Below are 16,044 nucleotides of genomic sequence, written 5' to 3' on the forward strand. Positions count from 1 at the left end.
AACAAAAAAGACTGCGATGATGCAGTCTTTTTATTTTATTCCTGAACTTCAAAAAGCAATCGCTCCCCAAATTTTTCCTCATTGATTTTTCCATTATCGTAAACCAAATTTCCATTGACGAATGTGTGTGTCACTTTAGAATGAAACTCAGTTCCTTCCAACGGACTCCAGCCACATTTGTAGAGAATATTTTCTTTGGCGACTGTCCAATTTTCATCCAAATCCACCAAAACTAAATCCGCTTTGTAACCTTCTCTCACAAAACCTCTTTTCTCAATTCTAAATAGAATCGCAGGATTGTGACACATTTTCTCAACGATTTTCTCCAAAGTGATTTTTCCATTTCTAAAATTCTCCAACATCACAACCAAAGAATGCTGAACCAAAGGCGCTCCTGATGGACATTTCGTATAAACATTTTGCTTTTCTTCCCAGGTGTGAGGCGCGTGATCAGTCGCAATGACATCAATTCTGTCGTCTAGCAATGCTTCCCAAAGTCCGTCTTTGTCCTTCAAAGTTTTGACAGCCGGATTCCATTTGATGAGGTTTCCTTTTGTTTCGTAATCTTCGTTGGTGAAAGTCAAGTGATGAACACAAACTTCCGCCGTTATTTTTTTATCTTTTAAAGGAATATCATTTCGGAAAAGGTCTGTTTCAATCGCTGTTGACAGATGGAAAACGTGAAGTCGCGCGCCCGTTTTCTGCGCTAATTCAATTGCTTTTGAAGATGATTTATAACAAGCTTCCTCACTTCTAATCAAATGATGGAATTTTACAGGAATATCGTCGCCAAATTCCGCTTTGTACTTTTCCGTGTTTTCGCGAATCGTCGCTTCATCTTCGCAATGAACGGCAATCAGCATTTTGGTGTTGCTGAAAATATTTTCCAAAGTTTCAGGATTATCAACCAACATATTTCCTGTGGATGAGCCTAAAAACAATTTGATTCCGGGAACATTTCTTGGATTTGTTTTGAGGATTTCTGCGAGATTATCATTCGTTCCGCCCATCATAAAACCGTAATTGGCGTAGGCTTTTTGAGAGCCAATTTCATATTTATCAGCCAACAATTCCTGAGTTACAGCATTCGGAACCGTATTTGGTTGGTCGATGAAACTTGTGATTCCGCCCGCGATTGCAGATTTTGATTCGGTTTCGATGTCGCCCTTTTGTGTTAAGCCTGGTTCACGGAAATGAACTTGGTCATCAATAATTCCTGGTAACAAATATTTTCCTGAAGCATCAATAATTTGGTCAACATTTTCTTCAGAGATATTTTTTGAAATCTTGGAAATCAAATCATTTTCAATCAGAATATCGTTTTCGAAGACCAGATTTTCATTTACGATTTGGGCGTTTTTTATTAGAATTTTCATTTTACTTTTTTAGATTGAAACAAAATTAAGTTTTTGAAAATTATTACTCAAGTTTTTGAATCTATAAAATTAAACCACATAGACACATAGTTTCAAAAAATATAATTAAGTTCAAATAGATTAAATTCTATTATGTAAACTTTTTGATATGAATTTTTTCAATAATTCTATGTGTCTATGTGGTTCAAATTAATTCAATCATAAATTAATATTCTTAAATTGCTTAAAAATTCCAAAGAATGTCTCCGAGAAAATACATTTTAATTCTACCCGTTTTATTCGCTTCATTATTCAGTTCCCAAAAATTAGAAAACCTCTCGAAATTCGTGAATCCAATCATCGGCACCGAAAAAATGGGACACACTTTTCCCGGAGCGACAGTTCCTTTTGGCGCCGTTCAGCTGAGTCCGGAAACCGATTCGCTGTCTTATGAAGTCAATGGAAAATACAATCCTGATGTTTATAAATATTGTGCTGGCTACCGTTACGAAGACAAAACAATCGTCGGATTTTCGCACACGCATTTTAGTGGAACCGGACATTCGGATTTGGGTGATTTTTTGATAATGCCAACAGTTGGAAAATTAAAATTAAATCCTGGAACTGGCCAAAAACCCGAAAGTGGATTCCGTTCTAGATTTTCACATCAAAACGAAAAAGCGGAAGCTGGCTATTACAAAGTGAAACTTGACGATTATAATATTTTGGCCGAAATGACGGCTACAACAAGGGTTGGCGTTCATCAATACACCTTCCCCAAATCTGATGATGCGCATATTATTTTGGATTTGATGGCGGGAATTTATAATTATGATGACAAAAATGTCTGGACTTATGTAAGGATTGAAAACGACCACCGAATCACGGGTTACAGACAAACCAATGGCTGGGCAAGAACGAGAACGGTTTATTTCGCAATGGAATTTTCGAAGCCGTTCAAATCTTATGGTCAGAAAAATTTTGACACAAAACAAGCTTATCGCGGTTTCTGGAGAAAATGGAATCAGGACGAAAATTTCCCAGAGATTGCAGGCAAGAAAATCAGAATGCATTTTGATTTCGATACTCAGGAAAATGAAAAAGTTCAAATCAAATTTGCGATTTCGCCAGTCAGTCAGGCCAATGCTCTGGAAAATTTAACCAAAGAAACGCCGGACTGGAACTTTGAAAAAGTAAAATCTCAAGCCCAAAATGATTGGAATAAAGAATTGAATAAAATCGTTGTCAACACACTTTCAGAAGATGACAAAGTGAATTTTTACACGGCGATGTATCACACGTTCATCAATCCAACCACTTATATGGACACGAACGGCGAGTACAAAGGACTTGACCAAAATGTGCATCAGGCCAAAGGTTTTACGAATTACACGACGTTTTCACTTTGGGACACTTACCGTGCTTTGCATCCGTTTTTCAACATCATTCAGCCAAAACGGAACAATGATATGATTCAGTCGATGATGGCGCATTACGACCAATTCAGTTTGAAAATGTTGCCTGTTTGGTCGCATTACGCAAATGAAAATTGGTGTATGAGCGGTTATCACTCGGTTTCTTTAATTGCTGATGCGATTGTCAAAGGTACTTACACCGGAAATCCAGAAGAAGCTTTGAAGGCTTGTATCGCGACTTCTAACAAAAGAAATTACGAAGGCATCGGCGAATATATCGACAAAGGTTACATCTCTGCAGAGAAAAATGGAACGTCGGTTTCCAACACGGTGGAATATGCTTATGACGATTGGGCGATTGCACAAATTGCCAAAAAATTGGGAAAAACAGACATCTACAACGAATATCTGAAACGTTCCGAAAATTGGAAAAATGTTTTCGATAAATCAATTGGTTTTATGAGACCGAGATTGTCTGACAGAAGTTTCAAGAAGGAATTTGATTTGATGAGCACGCACGGACAAGGCTTTATCGAAGGAAATTCCTGGAATTACAGTTTCTTCGTTCCGCACAATCCTGAAGATTTAATGAAATCAATGGGCGGACAAAAGAAATTCGGAGAAAATCTTGACGAATTATTTTCAATGCATTTGCCTGACGAATTTTTCGCTGACACGGAAGACATCACGCGAGAAGGCATTATCGGTGGTTATGTTCACGGAAACGAACCTGCGCATCACGTGGCTTATCTTTATAATGTTGCCGGTCAACCTTGGAAAACGCAATCTCAAATCCGAAAAATCCTGACGATGCAATATAAAGCAAAACCCGACGGATTGGGTGGAAATGACGATTGCGGACAGATGAGTGCTTGGTATATTTTCAGCAGTTTGGGATTCTATCCCGTGTCGCCAGGTTCCGATGAATATTGGATTGGAAGTCCGAGTATCGTCAACGCAAAATTGAATTTGGAGAACGGAAAAACATTTGAAATTGAAGCTAAAAATCAATCAGAAAAGAATGTTTACATCGAAAGAATCGAGCTGAATGGAAAACCGTTTGAAGGTTACAAATTGAAGCACGAAGACATTATGAAAGGTGGGAAATTGGTTTTCTTTATGAATTATAAGCTGAAGAAATAAATCGGATTCTTGTCAGAATAGATTATTTTTGCAAAAATTTTTGAATTGAAGAAGCTTCTCGGACAAACCGCTCTTTATGGATTAACAACTGTGATTATCAGACTGTTTCCGTTTGTAATTAATCCAATTATTACAAGAACATTCGGTCCAACAGCCTATTCTCCTTTTGCCGATTTTTATTCTGTAGCCGGCGTTATCGCCGTGCTCTTGACCCACGGAATGGAAACCACATTTTTCCGATTTGCGTTGGATGAAAAAGACGACAGAAAATTGATTTCAACTGCTTTTTTCAGTGTTCTGGCTGTGACATTGGTTTATTTATTTTTTACTTTAGTGTACCGACAACCTTTAGCAATTGCTTTCAAAACGCCGGACCAAGTTGATTTGTTGGCAATTCTTACAGTGACTTTAGCTTTGGACGCCTTTTCTGCAATGCCATTTGTAATGTTAAGGAAAAACGAAAGACCTTTAAAATATGCCGGAATTAGAATTACAAATGGTATTATTAATTTCCTTTTGGTTGTATTTTTCATAATCATTCTTCCAAGATATCCGGAAGGAATTTTTGGTTTGAAATATAATTCTGAATTTGGAATCGGTTATGTTTTTGTCGCGAATCTTGCAGCAAGTGCTGTCACTTTTTTGATGTTATCACAAGAATTATTAATCACAAGGATAAAGCATTTCTCTTGGGAACTTTGGAAAAAAATGATAAAATATTCCTGGCCAATCACCATTGCAGGTTTAGCTGGAATCATTAATGAAACCTTTGACAGACAATTCCTTAAATTTCTTTTGCCGGACGAAATCGGAAGACACGAATTGGGCGTTTATGGTGGCGTTGCGAAAGTAGTGACGTTTGTAATTTTGTTCAGACAAGCCTATTCTTTGGGAATAGAACCGTTCTTTTTCAGCAATTCCAAAAATGCAAATGCAAAAGAAATGTATGTCAGACTAATGGACATTTTCATCGCCATCAACTGTTTGATTGTGTTGTTCTTATCTGTTAATTTGGACTGGATTGCAAAAGTTTACATCAACAATCCGGAATATTACGAGGGAATTTCGATTCTGCCTATTTTGTTTTTTGCGAGTTTGTTTTTGGGAATTTATCTCAACCTTTCGATTTGGTATAAGTTGACCGACAAAACAATTATCGGTGCTTACATTTCAGGAATTGGCGTTTTAGTAACCATAATTATTAATTTTTATTTTATTCCTAAATACGGATATTGGGCTTCAACGTGGGCAACTATGGCCAGTTACTTCGCAATGATGGTCATATCATACATTTGGGGACAATACAAATATCCAGTACCCTATAATCTCTATAAAAATACAATTATCATTCTTATAACAATAGTTGTATCTTTGGCATATTACCAATATTTAAAAGAAAATATTTGGTTGGGAAATCTTATATTTTTACTTTTGGCAACCATTTTGTTAAAGAAAGAAAATTTGATTCCTCAAAAAATATTAAACAAAATCGGCATAAAATAAAATCTATTAATTTATTACTAGTCAAAAACTTAACAATAAAAATTTATGAAAATAATAGTTCCAATGGCTGGTCGCGGATCCAGACTTAGACCTCACACTTTGACGGTTCCTAAACCATTGATCCCGATTGGCGGAAAACCAATTGTACAAAGACTGGTAGAAGATATTGCAAAAGTTGCAAATCAGCCTATTGAAGAAATCGCATTTATCATCGGAGATTTTGGTGCTGAGGTTGAGGCGTCACTGATCAAAGTTGCTGAAGATCTTGGTGCAAAAGGAAGCATCTATGCTCAGACTGAACCTCTTGGAACAGCTCACGCTATCAATTGTGCGAGAGAAAGTATGAGCGGACCGGTAATTATTGCATTTGCAGACACACTTTTCCGCGCAGATTTCCATCTCGACACCAACGCAGACGGCGTAATCTGGGTGAAAAAAGTTGAAGATCCTTCAGCTTTTGGCGTTGTGAAATTGGATGACTATGGTTTCATTACAGATTTTGTAGAAAAACCGAAGGAATTTGTATCGGATCTTGCCATTATTGGAATTTATTATTTCAATTCTGCTGAGAAACTGATGACCGAAATCGATCATATTATGGAAAATAATATTACCGAAGGCGGCGAATTTCAGCTGACAACGGCTCTTGAAAATCTTAGATCAAAGGGCGCAAAATTCTCTCTTGGAAAAGTAGATGACTGGATGGACTGCGGAAACAAAAACGCAACTGTAGAAACCAACAGCAAAATTCTTCAATACGAAAGAGCTAATATGGCGAACTTTCCGGAATCTGCAGAAATTGAAAACTGTATGATCATTCCGCCTTGTTTCATTGGTGAAAATGTAAAGATTTTGAATTCTAAAATCGGTCCTAATGTTTCTCTTGGAAACAATACAGTGGTGATCAATTCTAACATCGACAATTCATTAATCCAGGAAAATACGATCATTGACCACGGAAACCTTAGCAACTCAATGATTGGAAACTCTGCCAAGTATTTCGGCGTTGCTAGAGAGATTTCTTTGGGAGATTATTCTGTTTTGGATTTCCTTTCGAAAGATTAAATTTAATTTTAATAAAATATCAACTTTGTCAAGGTCTGGAACTTTGACAAAGTTTTTTTTAGATACCTGCGTGGAAATATAAGTTTATTTTTGGCGTTAATATTGTAAGTTTCATCCTAAAAAAATTATGCAAAAATACATTCTCATCATAGTTTCAGCTTTACTTGTAACCTCTTGTAAAGTTCAGAAAAACCAAACTACGGCACCAATCAGTACTACAAAACCAATTTCAAATAACACCAATTTCTTCTCTGCAATTGAGAAAAAATCGACTTTTGATGCGGTTAAAATCAGCAGTAAAATTGATGCGAAAACGGGATCTTTCATTCCGACTTTAGACGCTGTGATTTACATCGAGAATGGTAAAAAAGTTTGGATGAATCTAACTGCTGTGATTCTTCAGGCTGCTCGTGGTGTTGCGACTCCGGAAGGTATCAAAGGTTATTATAAACTGGATAAAACTTACATTGATTCAGATTTTGGCTATCTTAATAAATTGCTGAATGTTAATTTCATAGATTACAATGCTCTGCAAAATCTTCTTTTAGGAAAGACTTTTATTCCTGTTTCAGAAAATGATTATGTACTGACTCAAAATATTTCAGGTTTCAATTTGACTTCAAAACAAAATCAGAAAATTACTGAAAACGGTAAAACAACGGAGTACAAAATCTCTTTGGACTATGACGCTGATTTCAATCTAAGTCACGTTTTACTTTCAAATCCGGCAAACAATGATCAGCTTGACATTACTTATTCCAACAGAGAAATTCTCAATAATGAGAGCTTCCCGAAAAGTGTTAAAATAATTATAAAAGCCAACAAAACAGACGAAATATTACTAGAAAATACGAAATTTGATTTCTCCCGCATGGAAACTACTTATAACGTTCCTGCCAATTACAAAAAGACAGAAATTAAATGATAAAGAAATTAAGTTTTTTTATAAGTATCATCCTTTTCGGAAGCGCATTTGGACAAAAAGATAAAGAGGTTTTGCAAAAGCAGAATGCCGATCTTAAGAAACAGATTTCTACCATCAATGCTTCATTAAACCAGACAAAACAGGAATCCAAACTTTCTATCGCATATCTAAATGCCGTAAATCAGAAACTGACTTTGCGTGAAAAAGTTTACAATAATACTCAGAAGGAAAAGAGATTCATTGAAGACGATATTTATACAAGACAGCTGGAAATCAACAAAAACAACCGTGAGCTGACGGTTTTAAGAAAAAATTACGCTGAGATTCTCGTAAAAGCTTATAAAACAAAAGGTGTTCAGAATAAAGTTACCTTCATCCTTTCTTCCAAAAATATGGGCGAAGCGCTAAACAGAATTGAATATTTGAAAAGATATTCTGAATACCAGGACAAAAAAGCTGCGGAAATTTCGAACAAAGCCAATGAAATCAAGAAAAACATTGCGCTGAAGAAAAAGTACGTTTCGGAAAAAGACAATCTTCTTCTCAATCAGAAAAAGGATCTTGCAACCATAGAAGCCGAAAGAATCCAAAAACAAAAACTACTGGAGGAATTCAAGAAAAATGAAGCAAAACTGACTGCAGAACTGAGACAAAAACAGACGCAATCCAAGGAGCTTGAGCGCCAGATCAGAAATATCATTGCTGAAGAAATAAGAATTGCCAAAGCCAAGGAAGAAGCCGAAAGAAAAGCTGAAGCTGAAAGAAAAAGGCTGGCAGAAATTGCAGCAAAACGCGAAAAAGACCGAATAGAAGCTGAAAACAGAGCAAAAATCGCAGCTGCAGAAGCTGAAAGAAAAAGAGCTGAACTAGAAGCCAAAAGAGCAAGTGACTTAGCTGCAAAACGTGCAGAGGAAGAAAGAAAGCTCGCTGAGACCAACAAAACAATCGAGAGAAAAGAGGCCGCTGAAAGAGCAAGTAAGGAAGCCGCAGACAGAGCAAGAATAGCCAATGAAAAAGTAGCATCTGCAAAAGCTAATGAGGCAGCCGTGAATAAAACCAATGATGATGCGAAGGATGCAGCCGAGAAAAAAGTAATGAAAAGTTACGGCGTAGGTTCAACTGTAGGAAATAATTTTGCGGATAACAAAGGCAGAATTGGATTCCCGGTTGAAAAGGGAACTGTGACACACCGTTTTGGTAGACAGCCGCATCCGGTTTTTAAAAATATTGTAGAAGATAATATCGGAATTAAGATAGCCGTTTCACCAGGCACCAAAGCACGATGTGTATTTCCTGGAATTGTTTCTAATATTCAGGTTATTAATGGCAGCAGAACTGTAATTGTAAGGCACGGAAGTTTCTTCACGGTTTACTCCAATCTTGCCAGCACATTGGTAAAAGCCAATCAGCAAGTCTCCGCCGGAACACTGATTGGAGAAGTTGGCAGCGATTTTGATGGATCTGTTACATTAGATTTCCAGGTTTGGAGCGGTCAAAATCCAGTTGATCCTTTAGGATGGGTTTCGTATTAAAAAATAATTTAACTTTGTAAAAAAATCAAGATGACATTATCCACTGTTATATTAAGTATTTCTTGGCAGCATATTTTAATTGTAGCCTTGATCTTGCTTTTGTTGTTTGGAGGAAAGAAAATCCCCGAATTAATGAAAGGTTTAGGCTCTGGTATCAAAGAGTTTAAGGATGCTGTAAAAGAGGAGGACAAGAAAAAAGATCCTACCAATCCTACTTCCACATCCTCCACACCAAATGATCCTAATTCACATTTATAAGAATTATTGATGAGTTTGACAGAAAAATCATGGGAAATCTTTAATCAGTCGGTTAGAGATTATCATATCAATGACGATGTTAATTCACTAGAAAACAATCCATTCCAGGCTGATAGTTTGGAATGGATTTTGTATTCAAAGAATTGGATTGATACCGTTCAATGGCATTTGGAAGATATTATTCGTGAAGAAGATATCGATCCATCAGAAGCTTTAAAAATTAAAAGAAGAATTGATAAATTAAATCAAAAAAGAACAGATCTGGTAGAACAGATTGATTTTTGGTTTTACAAAAACTTCGAGAATATTACGGCAGATGCAGATGCAAGAATCAACAGCGAAACTCCGGCTTGGTGCATAGATAGATTTTCTATCCTGTCTTTGAAGATATATCATATGTCTATTGAAGCTTCTCGTGAAGATGCTTCCGAAGAACATAAATTACAATGCTCACAAAAGTTGAATGTACTTTTGGAACAGAAAAAAGATCTTTCAACAGCCATAGATCAGTTGCTTGCTGATATTGAGAACGGTAAAGTTAAGATGAAGCTTTATAAGCAGATGAAGATGTATAACGATGAGAGTCTTAACCCAATCCTGTATCAAAAAATGCAGAAAAAATGAAAAGTTTTCATAAACTTTTAGCGATAACAATTATTACAGCCTTTTTAGGATCTTGTTCCACCAACTCAGCAGCGTCGGAACAGGTACATTCTGATTTGCTTTCGGATACGTATTCTTACCTGTCTCCGGAAGCAATTGTTTATGCGTCTTCAATTTCCAATCTCATTGCTACATTTCCAAAATTCAGAAATGATGCCGTGAATAGAGAAGTTTCTTCATTAAAAGTCTCGCTTTCCGATTACTTGGGTGCTGTGCGGGATTTCAATCAATCCACAAAGCATAGATCTCTGGAAGATTTTGAAAAGTATTATAAAAAAATTCAGAAGCTTAGAAAATTTATGGTGCAGGATGATGAGGAAGTTCTGAATAGATATATGGTTAAAATCAAAACCAATATCAATCTACTGGAAGCGTCTCAATCAAAGACTGAAGATACAGCAATGTCTTCGAACTAACTATTACTTCTACTTACTTAATGTTACAAATACAAGCAGAATCGAATGTTCCCACAGATTTTGGGGAATTCAGAATGATGGCTTTTTCTGAAAATGAAAAAGATTGGATGCCGCATATGGCTCTCATTGCTAAAGGTACAGATCTCAGCAAACCTGTTAACGTAAGGATTCATTCAGAATGTATTACCGGAGAAGTTTTTCATTCTCAAAAATGCGAATGCGGACAACAACTGAATTCTGCAATGCAATATATGCAGGAAAATGGTGGGATGATTATTTACCTTAGACAAGAAGGTAGAAATATTGGAATCATTAATAAACTAAAGGCTTATGCCCTACAGGAAAAAGGTTTTGATACAGTGCAGGCCAACTTGGAGCTAGGACTACCAGCAGATGACCGCAATTTTGACATTGCCATACAGATGCTGGAAAAATTAGATGTAAAATCTCTGAATCTAATGACCAATAATCCCGAAAAGATTAAAATCATACAGGAAAGTGGGATTAATTTCAATTCCAGAATTCCTTTGCAGATCAAGTCAAATGATTCCAGCGCAGGATATCTCAAAACTAAAAAAGACTTTTTTGGACATCTTTTGGATGATGAAAACGCTTAGTTTTAAAGAATAATAAAAACAAAAAAACCGTCTTGCGACGGTTTTTTATTTGAATAAACTCAAATAAGATTATTTTTTCTTTCCTTTAGCAGGACCAGCAACTGCAGTAGCCAAATCAGCTCCAGCTTTGAATTTAGCAACTGTTTTTGCTTCAATCTGGATTGGTTTTTTAGTTGCAGGGTTGATACCTTGTCTTGCAGCTCTTTCAGATACTGAGAAAGTACCGAAGCCTACTAGAGATACTTTACCGTCTTTTTTCTTAAGTGTTTCTGTTACGTTAGCAACAAATGATTCCAAAGCTTTTTTAGCAGCAGCTTTTGTGATTTCTGCATCCTTCGCAATAGCGTCGATTAATTCAGACTTGTTCATAATATTTATTAATTAAAGTTATGTTGTTATAGCAAATATAAGACAATTTTCATATCGTGCAAATATTTTTATAAAATTTGGCGAACTATGTATGTTTCTTTTTAAAATGATGCATTTTCAACAAATTAAGTATTAACGAAAATACACGTTTTTTCGCATTTCGTTTTTAATAATTTACCTTTATCCATCAACAATAGTATCACTTCGTATCAAAATTATGCCAAATTCATAAATTCACAAAAAGAAATATAGATTTCAACTGTATTTATAATCAATTTAAATTCCGGAATTACTACACTTTGAAGGAAAAAGAAAATCTTCTTTTCCATTTTTATTATTTAGCGTAAATTTGCAACTATGTTTATCGAAGTTTTTAAATCGAAAATCCACAGGGTTCGTGTGACTGCCTCAGACCTTGATTATATTGGAAGCATCACTATTGATGAAGATCTGATCGACGCGGCAGGATTGATCGTTGGCGAGAGAGTTTACATTGTAAACGTCAACAATGGCGAACGTTTTGACACGTACGTTATCAAAGGAAAAAGAAAATCCGGAGAAATCTGCTTAAATGGACCAGCTGCAAGGAAAGTACAAAAAGGTGACATCATCATCATCATCGCTTATGCGCAGATGAGTCAGGAGGAAGCCAAAGATTTCCAGCCAAAAATCGTGTTTCCAGACGAAACGACTAACCTTCTTACATAATTTCACCATATTTTGGAAGAAAAAAAATCCCCGGCATTTAAAAATGTAATTACCGTTTTGGTCTCCATCGCAATTGCGGGACTCTTCCTTTGGCTTGCATTACGAGGTTTGGATTTTGACAAGATCAAAGTTTCATTAAAAAAAGCCAATTATCTTTGGGTAGCTTTTGCAGCGGTTTTCGGAGTTTCGGCTTACATTTTCCGAGCTGTAAGATGGAATCTTCTTTTGGAGCCAATGGGACATAAAATCTCGGGCAGCAATTCACTTTGGGCCATCTCATTTGGCTATTTGATGAATCTTACAATTCCCAGAAGTGGCGAAGTTGCCCGTTCAACGGCGCTTTACGGCGTTGAAAAAGTTCCGGTTGACAAGTCTTTTGGAACGATTATTTTGGAACGAGTTGTCGATTTGGTTTGTATGGGAATCTTCGCATTATTGACTTTGATTTTCAAATATGATGCGCTTTTGGCTTTCTACAAAGCGGCGACTCAACAAAAAAATCAAACGACACCAAAATCAGATTCAAACATAACTTATATTATTTTAGGCTGTGTAGTTTTCATCCTAATATTATTGTTCGTTTTCAGAAAATCATTACAGAAACTTTCTATTTATAATAAAGTTATCGGTTTCGGAAAAGGGATTTTTGAAGGTTTAAAATCTATTTTGACCTTAGAACAAAAAGGAAAATTCATCCTTTATACCGCAGGAATCTGGATTTGCTATTTCTTCGCATCTTATCTAGTTTGCTTTGCCTTGCCAGAAACTTCCAATTTCACACCAGCAGACGGCTGTTTCATCTTAGTAGTCGGAACTTTGGGAATGATAATCCCAGCAAGTGGAGGAATCGGCGCTTTTAATCTAGCAATGAAATTTGGGTTCACCGCCTTATTCATTTCAATGGGAAAAGACGCTGTAGAAGGCGGAGAATTGGGACTCGCCTACTCTTTCATCACATTGCCATTGCAAATCATCATTATGCTCGTTATGGGCTTGATTTCGATTCCGATGTTGGCGAGGAATAGGAAGATTTAGCTCAGAATCATTTCAATCTTACTTCCGGTTTCTTCATCTTTTGTAATGTTCAGCGACATTGGGATTTTCTCCTTTAATTCTTCAACGTGCGAAATAATTCCGACGATTCGATTTTCCTTTTGAAGATTCATTAAGGTTTCAAAGACCAAATTTACAGATTCCGGGTCTTGCGTTCCAAAACCTTCATCAATAAAGAAAAAGTTCCTCTCCGATTTCGCCTGCGATTGCACACTTTCCGCCAAAGCCAGCGCCAAACTCAGCGAAACCTGGAAACTTTGTCCGCCCGATAAAGTCTTCACACTTCGCGTTTTTCCTTCGTTCAGATAATCAATGATTTCAAATTCATTCTTGTCATTGACTTGCAAACTGAGTTGATTTCTAGTCATTCTATAGAATCTGACATTTGCATTATCACAAAGTTGTTTCAGGTAAATCGACGAAACATATTGCACAAAACCAGCGCCTTTAAAAAGGTTAGAAAGTGTATCAAGATTCGCTTTTCTTAGTGACAATTTATTTTGCTCGAGAATCAAATCTTTCTTGGTTTCAAAGCTTTTCTGCAAATCCGAAAGTTGTTTTTCAATAATTGTCAATTGCTTTTGTAATTGAGAAATATTTTCCTGAGAAACTAAAAAATCATTCTCTTTTGCCACGAACTCTGATTCATCAAAATTGGACTCTTTCAATTTCAATTTTAAAGAATTAATGATTTCTTTCAGCGTATTAAAACTGATTTTAAAATCCTGAATTTCCTTCCGCGACGTTTGAATATCAAAATCCTGAGATAAAATTATTTCAACTTCTTCAAGGTTTGTGAATGAGGATTTCGCTAAAATAGATTCAATATTATCAATATTTTCTTTTTCCGATCTTTGAAGTTCTTCAATTTGTTTTGAAATCTGAACAAGCAAGGTTTCCTTAGAAGCAACTTTCGGGGTTGTCTCCAACAAATCTTTTTGAAATTGTTTGTATTGATTTTCGACCGAACTATTTTTGATAGATAAATTCTCAGATCCAATCTTGATGTCTGCCGAATTTGCGGTTTCAAAATCTCTAAAATCAAGCACTTTCAAATTTTGCTTTAAATCTGAAATAGAAGTTTCCAGACTGATTTTTTTATTTTTAAAATCAACAATCGCCTCTTCAAAACGTTTGGTTTCTTTTTGTTGATTTTCTAAAGTGCTTCGATGTTCATCAAGCAATTTCTCTGCAGAGGAAATTTTCTGTTCCAATGCAAAAGCTTCAGTTTTCTGAGTAGAAAATTGAGTTTCATTTTCTTTATCAAATTGATTCCAAATGAATTGTTCAGAATGTAATTTCAATTTTTTATCAGATTCTGATTTTTGATTTTCCAATTCAATTTTCTGATTTTCCAAAAGCTGTTTCAATTCCAGAATTTTCTCAATCTGCTTTTCGTCTGTTTTGATTTTCTCAATTAATTCTTCAATATCCAGAAGTTCAGCATTCAAAGTTTTCAATGATCCCGAAACATTTTCTGAGACCAAAATCTCTGGATGTTCCAGCGAACCACAAAGCGGACAAGGCTTTCCGTCTTCGATGTTCTGAGCAAATTCTGCTAATTTTTGAGACAATTCCAAATGACTTTTCTGATTCTGATGATTCAGTTTTTTCTCATTCAAAGCAAGATCTCTGGAAGAGAATTCTTCCTTCCAGTTTTCGGGAAATTCATTCAGTAAGATTTGCTGTTTCGCAATTTCCTCAGATTTCGAAAGGATATTTTTTTGAAAATTAGACAATTCGGTTAGGTAGTTTTTCCTGATTTGAAACCAGTTTTCAACTTCCATCAGAATTTTAGTATCCGTTTTCTTCGACTTCAAATCCGAAATTGATTTGGATTCAATATCTATAATTTTTAGAATCTCAATTTCCTTTTGCTTCGAATCTGAGATGGTTTTTTCGCCTTTCTCAATTCTTTCCAACAACAGATTTTTCTGAGTTTCAAAATCCAAAATCCTTGAAATATTCAACAAATCAAACGCTTTTTGTTTGCTGTTTTCCAGTTGATTGAAATCATTTTCTAATGCCGAAATATTTTGTTTTAATTGATTTAAAGTTTCAGAGAGCACATCAAATTCTATCTTAGTTGATTCTTGAGTCTTCAAATTTTGATTGATTTCAGAAGACAAACGCTTCTTTTCCGTCAACAACGATTTGAAGTTTCTTTCCGCAGTTTCAAAAACTTCCAATTGCTGTTCAAGCTTCTGGAATTTTTCATTTTCTGTTTCTTTAATAACAAATTCGGCTTCTTTTATTTTTAGATTATCAAAATCAGTTTTCAGATTTTTGAGTTTCTGAAAATTTACTTCAAGTTGATTATGAACTTCTTTTTCCTTACCAAAATTAATTTTAGAAAGATTCAGTTCCTCGCTTTTTTGATTGATAAGCTCTTCTGAAACTTCCTCAAAAGTTCCCAATTTCCCTTCGAGTTCCGCCAATTCATATTTGGTTTCGGAAACTTTTGTAGAGACTTTATCCTGCAAATCGTATTTGTGAAGTCCGAAGATTTCCTTCATCATTTGCGTTCGGTCTTTGGCTCCCAATTCCAGAAACTCCTTGAACTGACCTTGCGGAATAATAATCGTCCGCTTGAAATTCTCATAACTCAAACCCAGAATTTCAGACGCATTCGTATGTTCTAGTGGAATCCATTCACCATTTTTTTCTTCGTAAAAACAAGTGTTGTAAACCTTTACATCATCAAAACGTTTTGCATTTCTCCGAAACTCCCGAACAGCGCGAAACGTTCTATTCTCATAATTCTGAAAATCAAACTCGATGAAAGACCGATTGCTACGGAGATTCATCATATTGTAAGCACGACTGTCTTTGCTGTTCATCCTTTCAGTTTCACCATAAAGTGCAAAACTGACAGCCTCCAAAATTGAGGATTTCCCAGAACCAACGGCCCCAAAAATCCCAAACAGACCAGCTTGAGTCAGTTCCGAAAAGTCAATCGTTTGTCTGGTTTGATAGGAATAAAGTCCTTCTATTGTGAGTTTTATTGGAAGCATTTTGGTCG

General features: G+C 35.8%; 14 protein-coding genes. 11 read left to right on the top strand and 3 right to left on the bottom strand.

Annotation, left to right across the window (positions count from 1 at the left end; genetic code table 11):
* Positions 1-35: 35 nt before the first annotated feature.
* Positions 36-1,376, bottom strand: a complete 1,341-nt coding sequence (locus LUD75_RS03515; protein ID WP_232704312.1) for a dihydroorotase — start codon at positions 1,374-1,376, stop codon at positions 36-38.
* Between the two features lie 239 nt (positions 1,377-1,615).
* On the opposite strand from LUD75_RS03515, the gene LUD75_RS03520 reads away from it, so the two are divergent.
* The 9 genes from LUD75_RS03520 (at position 1,616) to ribA (ending at position 10,892) form a co-directional block, all read left to right on the top strand.
* A complete protein-coding gene (locus tag LUD75_RS03520; RefSeq protein ID WP_232704313.1) occupies positions 1,616-3,913 on the top strand; it encodes a GH92 family glycosyl hydrolase in 2,298 nt (765 codons plus the stop codon).
* A 45-nt stretch (positions 3,914-3,958) separates the two neighbouring features.
* Positions 3,959-5,416 (top strand): oligosaccharide flippase family protein, encoded by a 1,458-nt coding sequence (locus LUD75_RS03525; RefSeq protein ID WP_232704314.1) that lies wholly within the window; start codon positions 3,959-3,961, stop codon positions 5,414-5,416.
* A gap of 45 nt (positions 5,417-5,461) precedes the next feature.
* Positions 5,462-6,481, top strand: a complete 1,020-nt coding sequence (locus LUD75_RS03530) for a sugar phosphate nucleotidyltransferase (protein WP_232704315.1) — start codon at positions 5,462-5,464, stop codon at positions 6,479-6,481.
* A gap of 127 nt (positions 6,482-6,608) precedes the next feature.
* Positions 6,609-7,406: a DUF4292 domain-containing protein gene (locus LUD75_RS03535; RefSeq protein WP_232704316.1), complete on the top strand. Its 798-nt coding sequence runs from the start codon at positions 6,609-6,611 to the stop codon at positions 7,404-7,406.
* Positions 7,403-8,938 carry a M23 family metallopeptidase gene (locus LUD75_RS03540; protein ID WP_232704317.1) on the top strand — a complete coding sequence of 512 codons (1,536 nt, stop codon included), beginning with the start codon at positions 7,403-7,405 and terminating at the stop codon, positions 8,936-8,938. Before LUD75_RS03535 ends, LUD75_RS03540 begins: the two co-directional genes overlap by 4 nt.
* Positions 8,939-8,968: 30 nt before the next feature.
* Positions 8,969-9,196 carry a twin-arginine translocase TatA/TatE family subunit gene (locus tag LUD75_RS03545; RefSeq protein ID WP_232704318.1) on the top strand — a complete coding sequence of 76 codons (228 nt, stop codon included), beginning with the start codon at positions 8,969-8,971 and terminating at the stop codon, positions 9,194-9,196.
* A 9-nt stretch (positions 9,197-9,205) separates the two neighbouring features.
* Positions 9,206-9,820 (top strand): DUF4254 domain-containing protein, encoded by a 615-nt coding sequence (locus LUD75_RS03550; RefSeq protein WP_232704319.1) that lies wholly within the window; start codon positions 9,206-9,208, stop codon positions 9,818-9,820.
* Positions 9,817-10,275 (top strand): hypothetical protein, encoded by a 459-nt coding sequence (locus tag LUD75_RS03555; RefSeq protein ID WP_232704320.1) that lies wholly within the window; start codon positions 9,817-9,819, stop codon positions 10,273-10,275. The genes LUD75_RS03550 and LUD75_RS03555 overlap by 4 nt, the downstream gene beginning before the upstream one ends.
* A gap of 20 nt (positions 10,276-10,295) precedes the next feature.
* A complete protein-coding gene (gene ribA, locus LUD75_RS03560; protein WP_232704321.1) occupies positions 10,296-10,892 on the top strand; it encodes a GTP cyclohydrolase II in 597 nt (198 codons plus the stop codon).
* A gap of 69 nt (positions 10,893-10,961) precedes the next feature.
* On the opposite strand, the gene LUD75_RS03565 is transcribed toward ribA, so the two are convergent.
* A complete protein-coding gene (locus LUD75_RS03565) occupies positions 10,962-11,261 on the bottom strand; it encodes an HU family DNA-binding protein (RefSeq protein ID WP_232704322.1) in 300 nt (99 codons plus the stop codon).
* Positions 11,262-11,618: 357 nt separating this feature from the next.
* Between LUD75_RS03565 and panD the strand changes: the two genes are divergently transcribed.
* Both panD and LUD75_RS03575 read left to right on the top strand, forming a co-directional pair.
* Positions 11,619-11,969 carry an aspartate 1-decarboxylase gene (gene panD, locus LUD75_RS03570; protein ID WP_232704323.1) on the top strand — a complete coding sequence of 117 codons (351 nt, stop codon included), beginning with the start codon at positions 11,619-11,621 and terminating at the stop codon, positions 11,967-11,969.
* Between the two features lie 12 nt (positions 11,970-11,981).
* Positions 11,982-13,004, top strand: coding sequence for a lysylphosphatidylglycerol synthase transmembrane domain-containing protein (locus tag LUD75_RS03575; RefSeq protein WP_232704324.1), 1,023 nt, complete (start codon positions 11,982-11,984; stop codon positions 13,002-13,004).
* Here the strand turns inward: LUD75_RS03575 and LUD75_RS03580 are convergent.
* Positions 13,001-16,036, bottom strand: a complete 3,036-nt coding sequence (locus LUD75_RS03580) for an SMC family ATPase (RefSeq protein WP_232704325.1) — start codon at positions 16,034-16,036, stop codon at positions 13,001-13,003. The genes LUD75_RS03575 and LUD75_RS03580 overlap by 4 nt on opposite strands.
* Positions 16,037-16,044: the final 8 nt, after the last annotated feature.

The organism is Epilithonimonas sp. JDS, assembly GCF_021261315.1.
GTDB lineage: Bacteria > Bacteroidota > Bacteroidia > Flavobacteriales > Weeksellaceae > Epilithonimonas.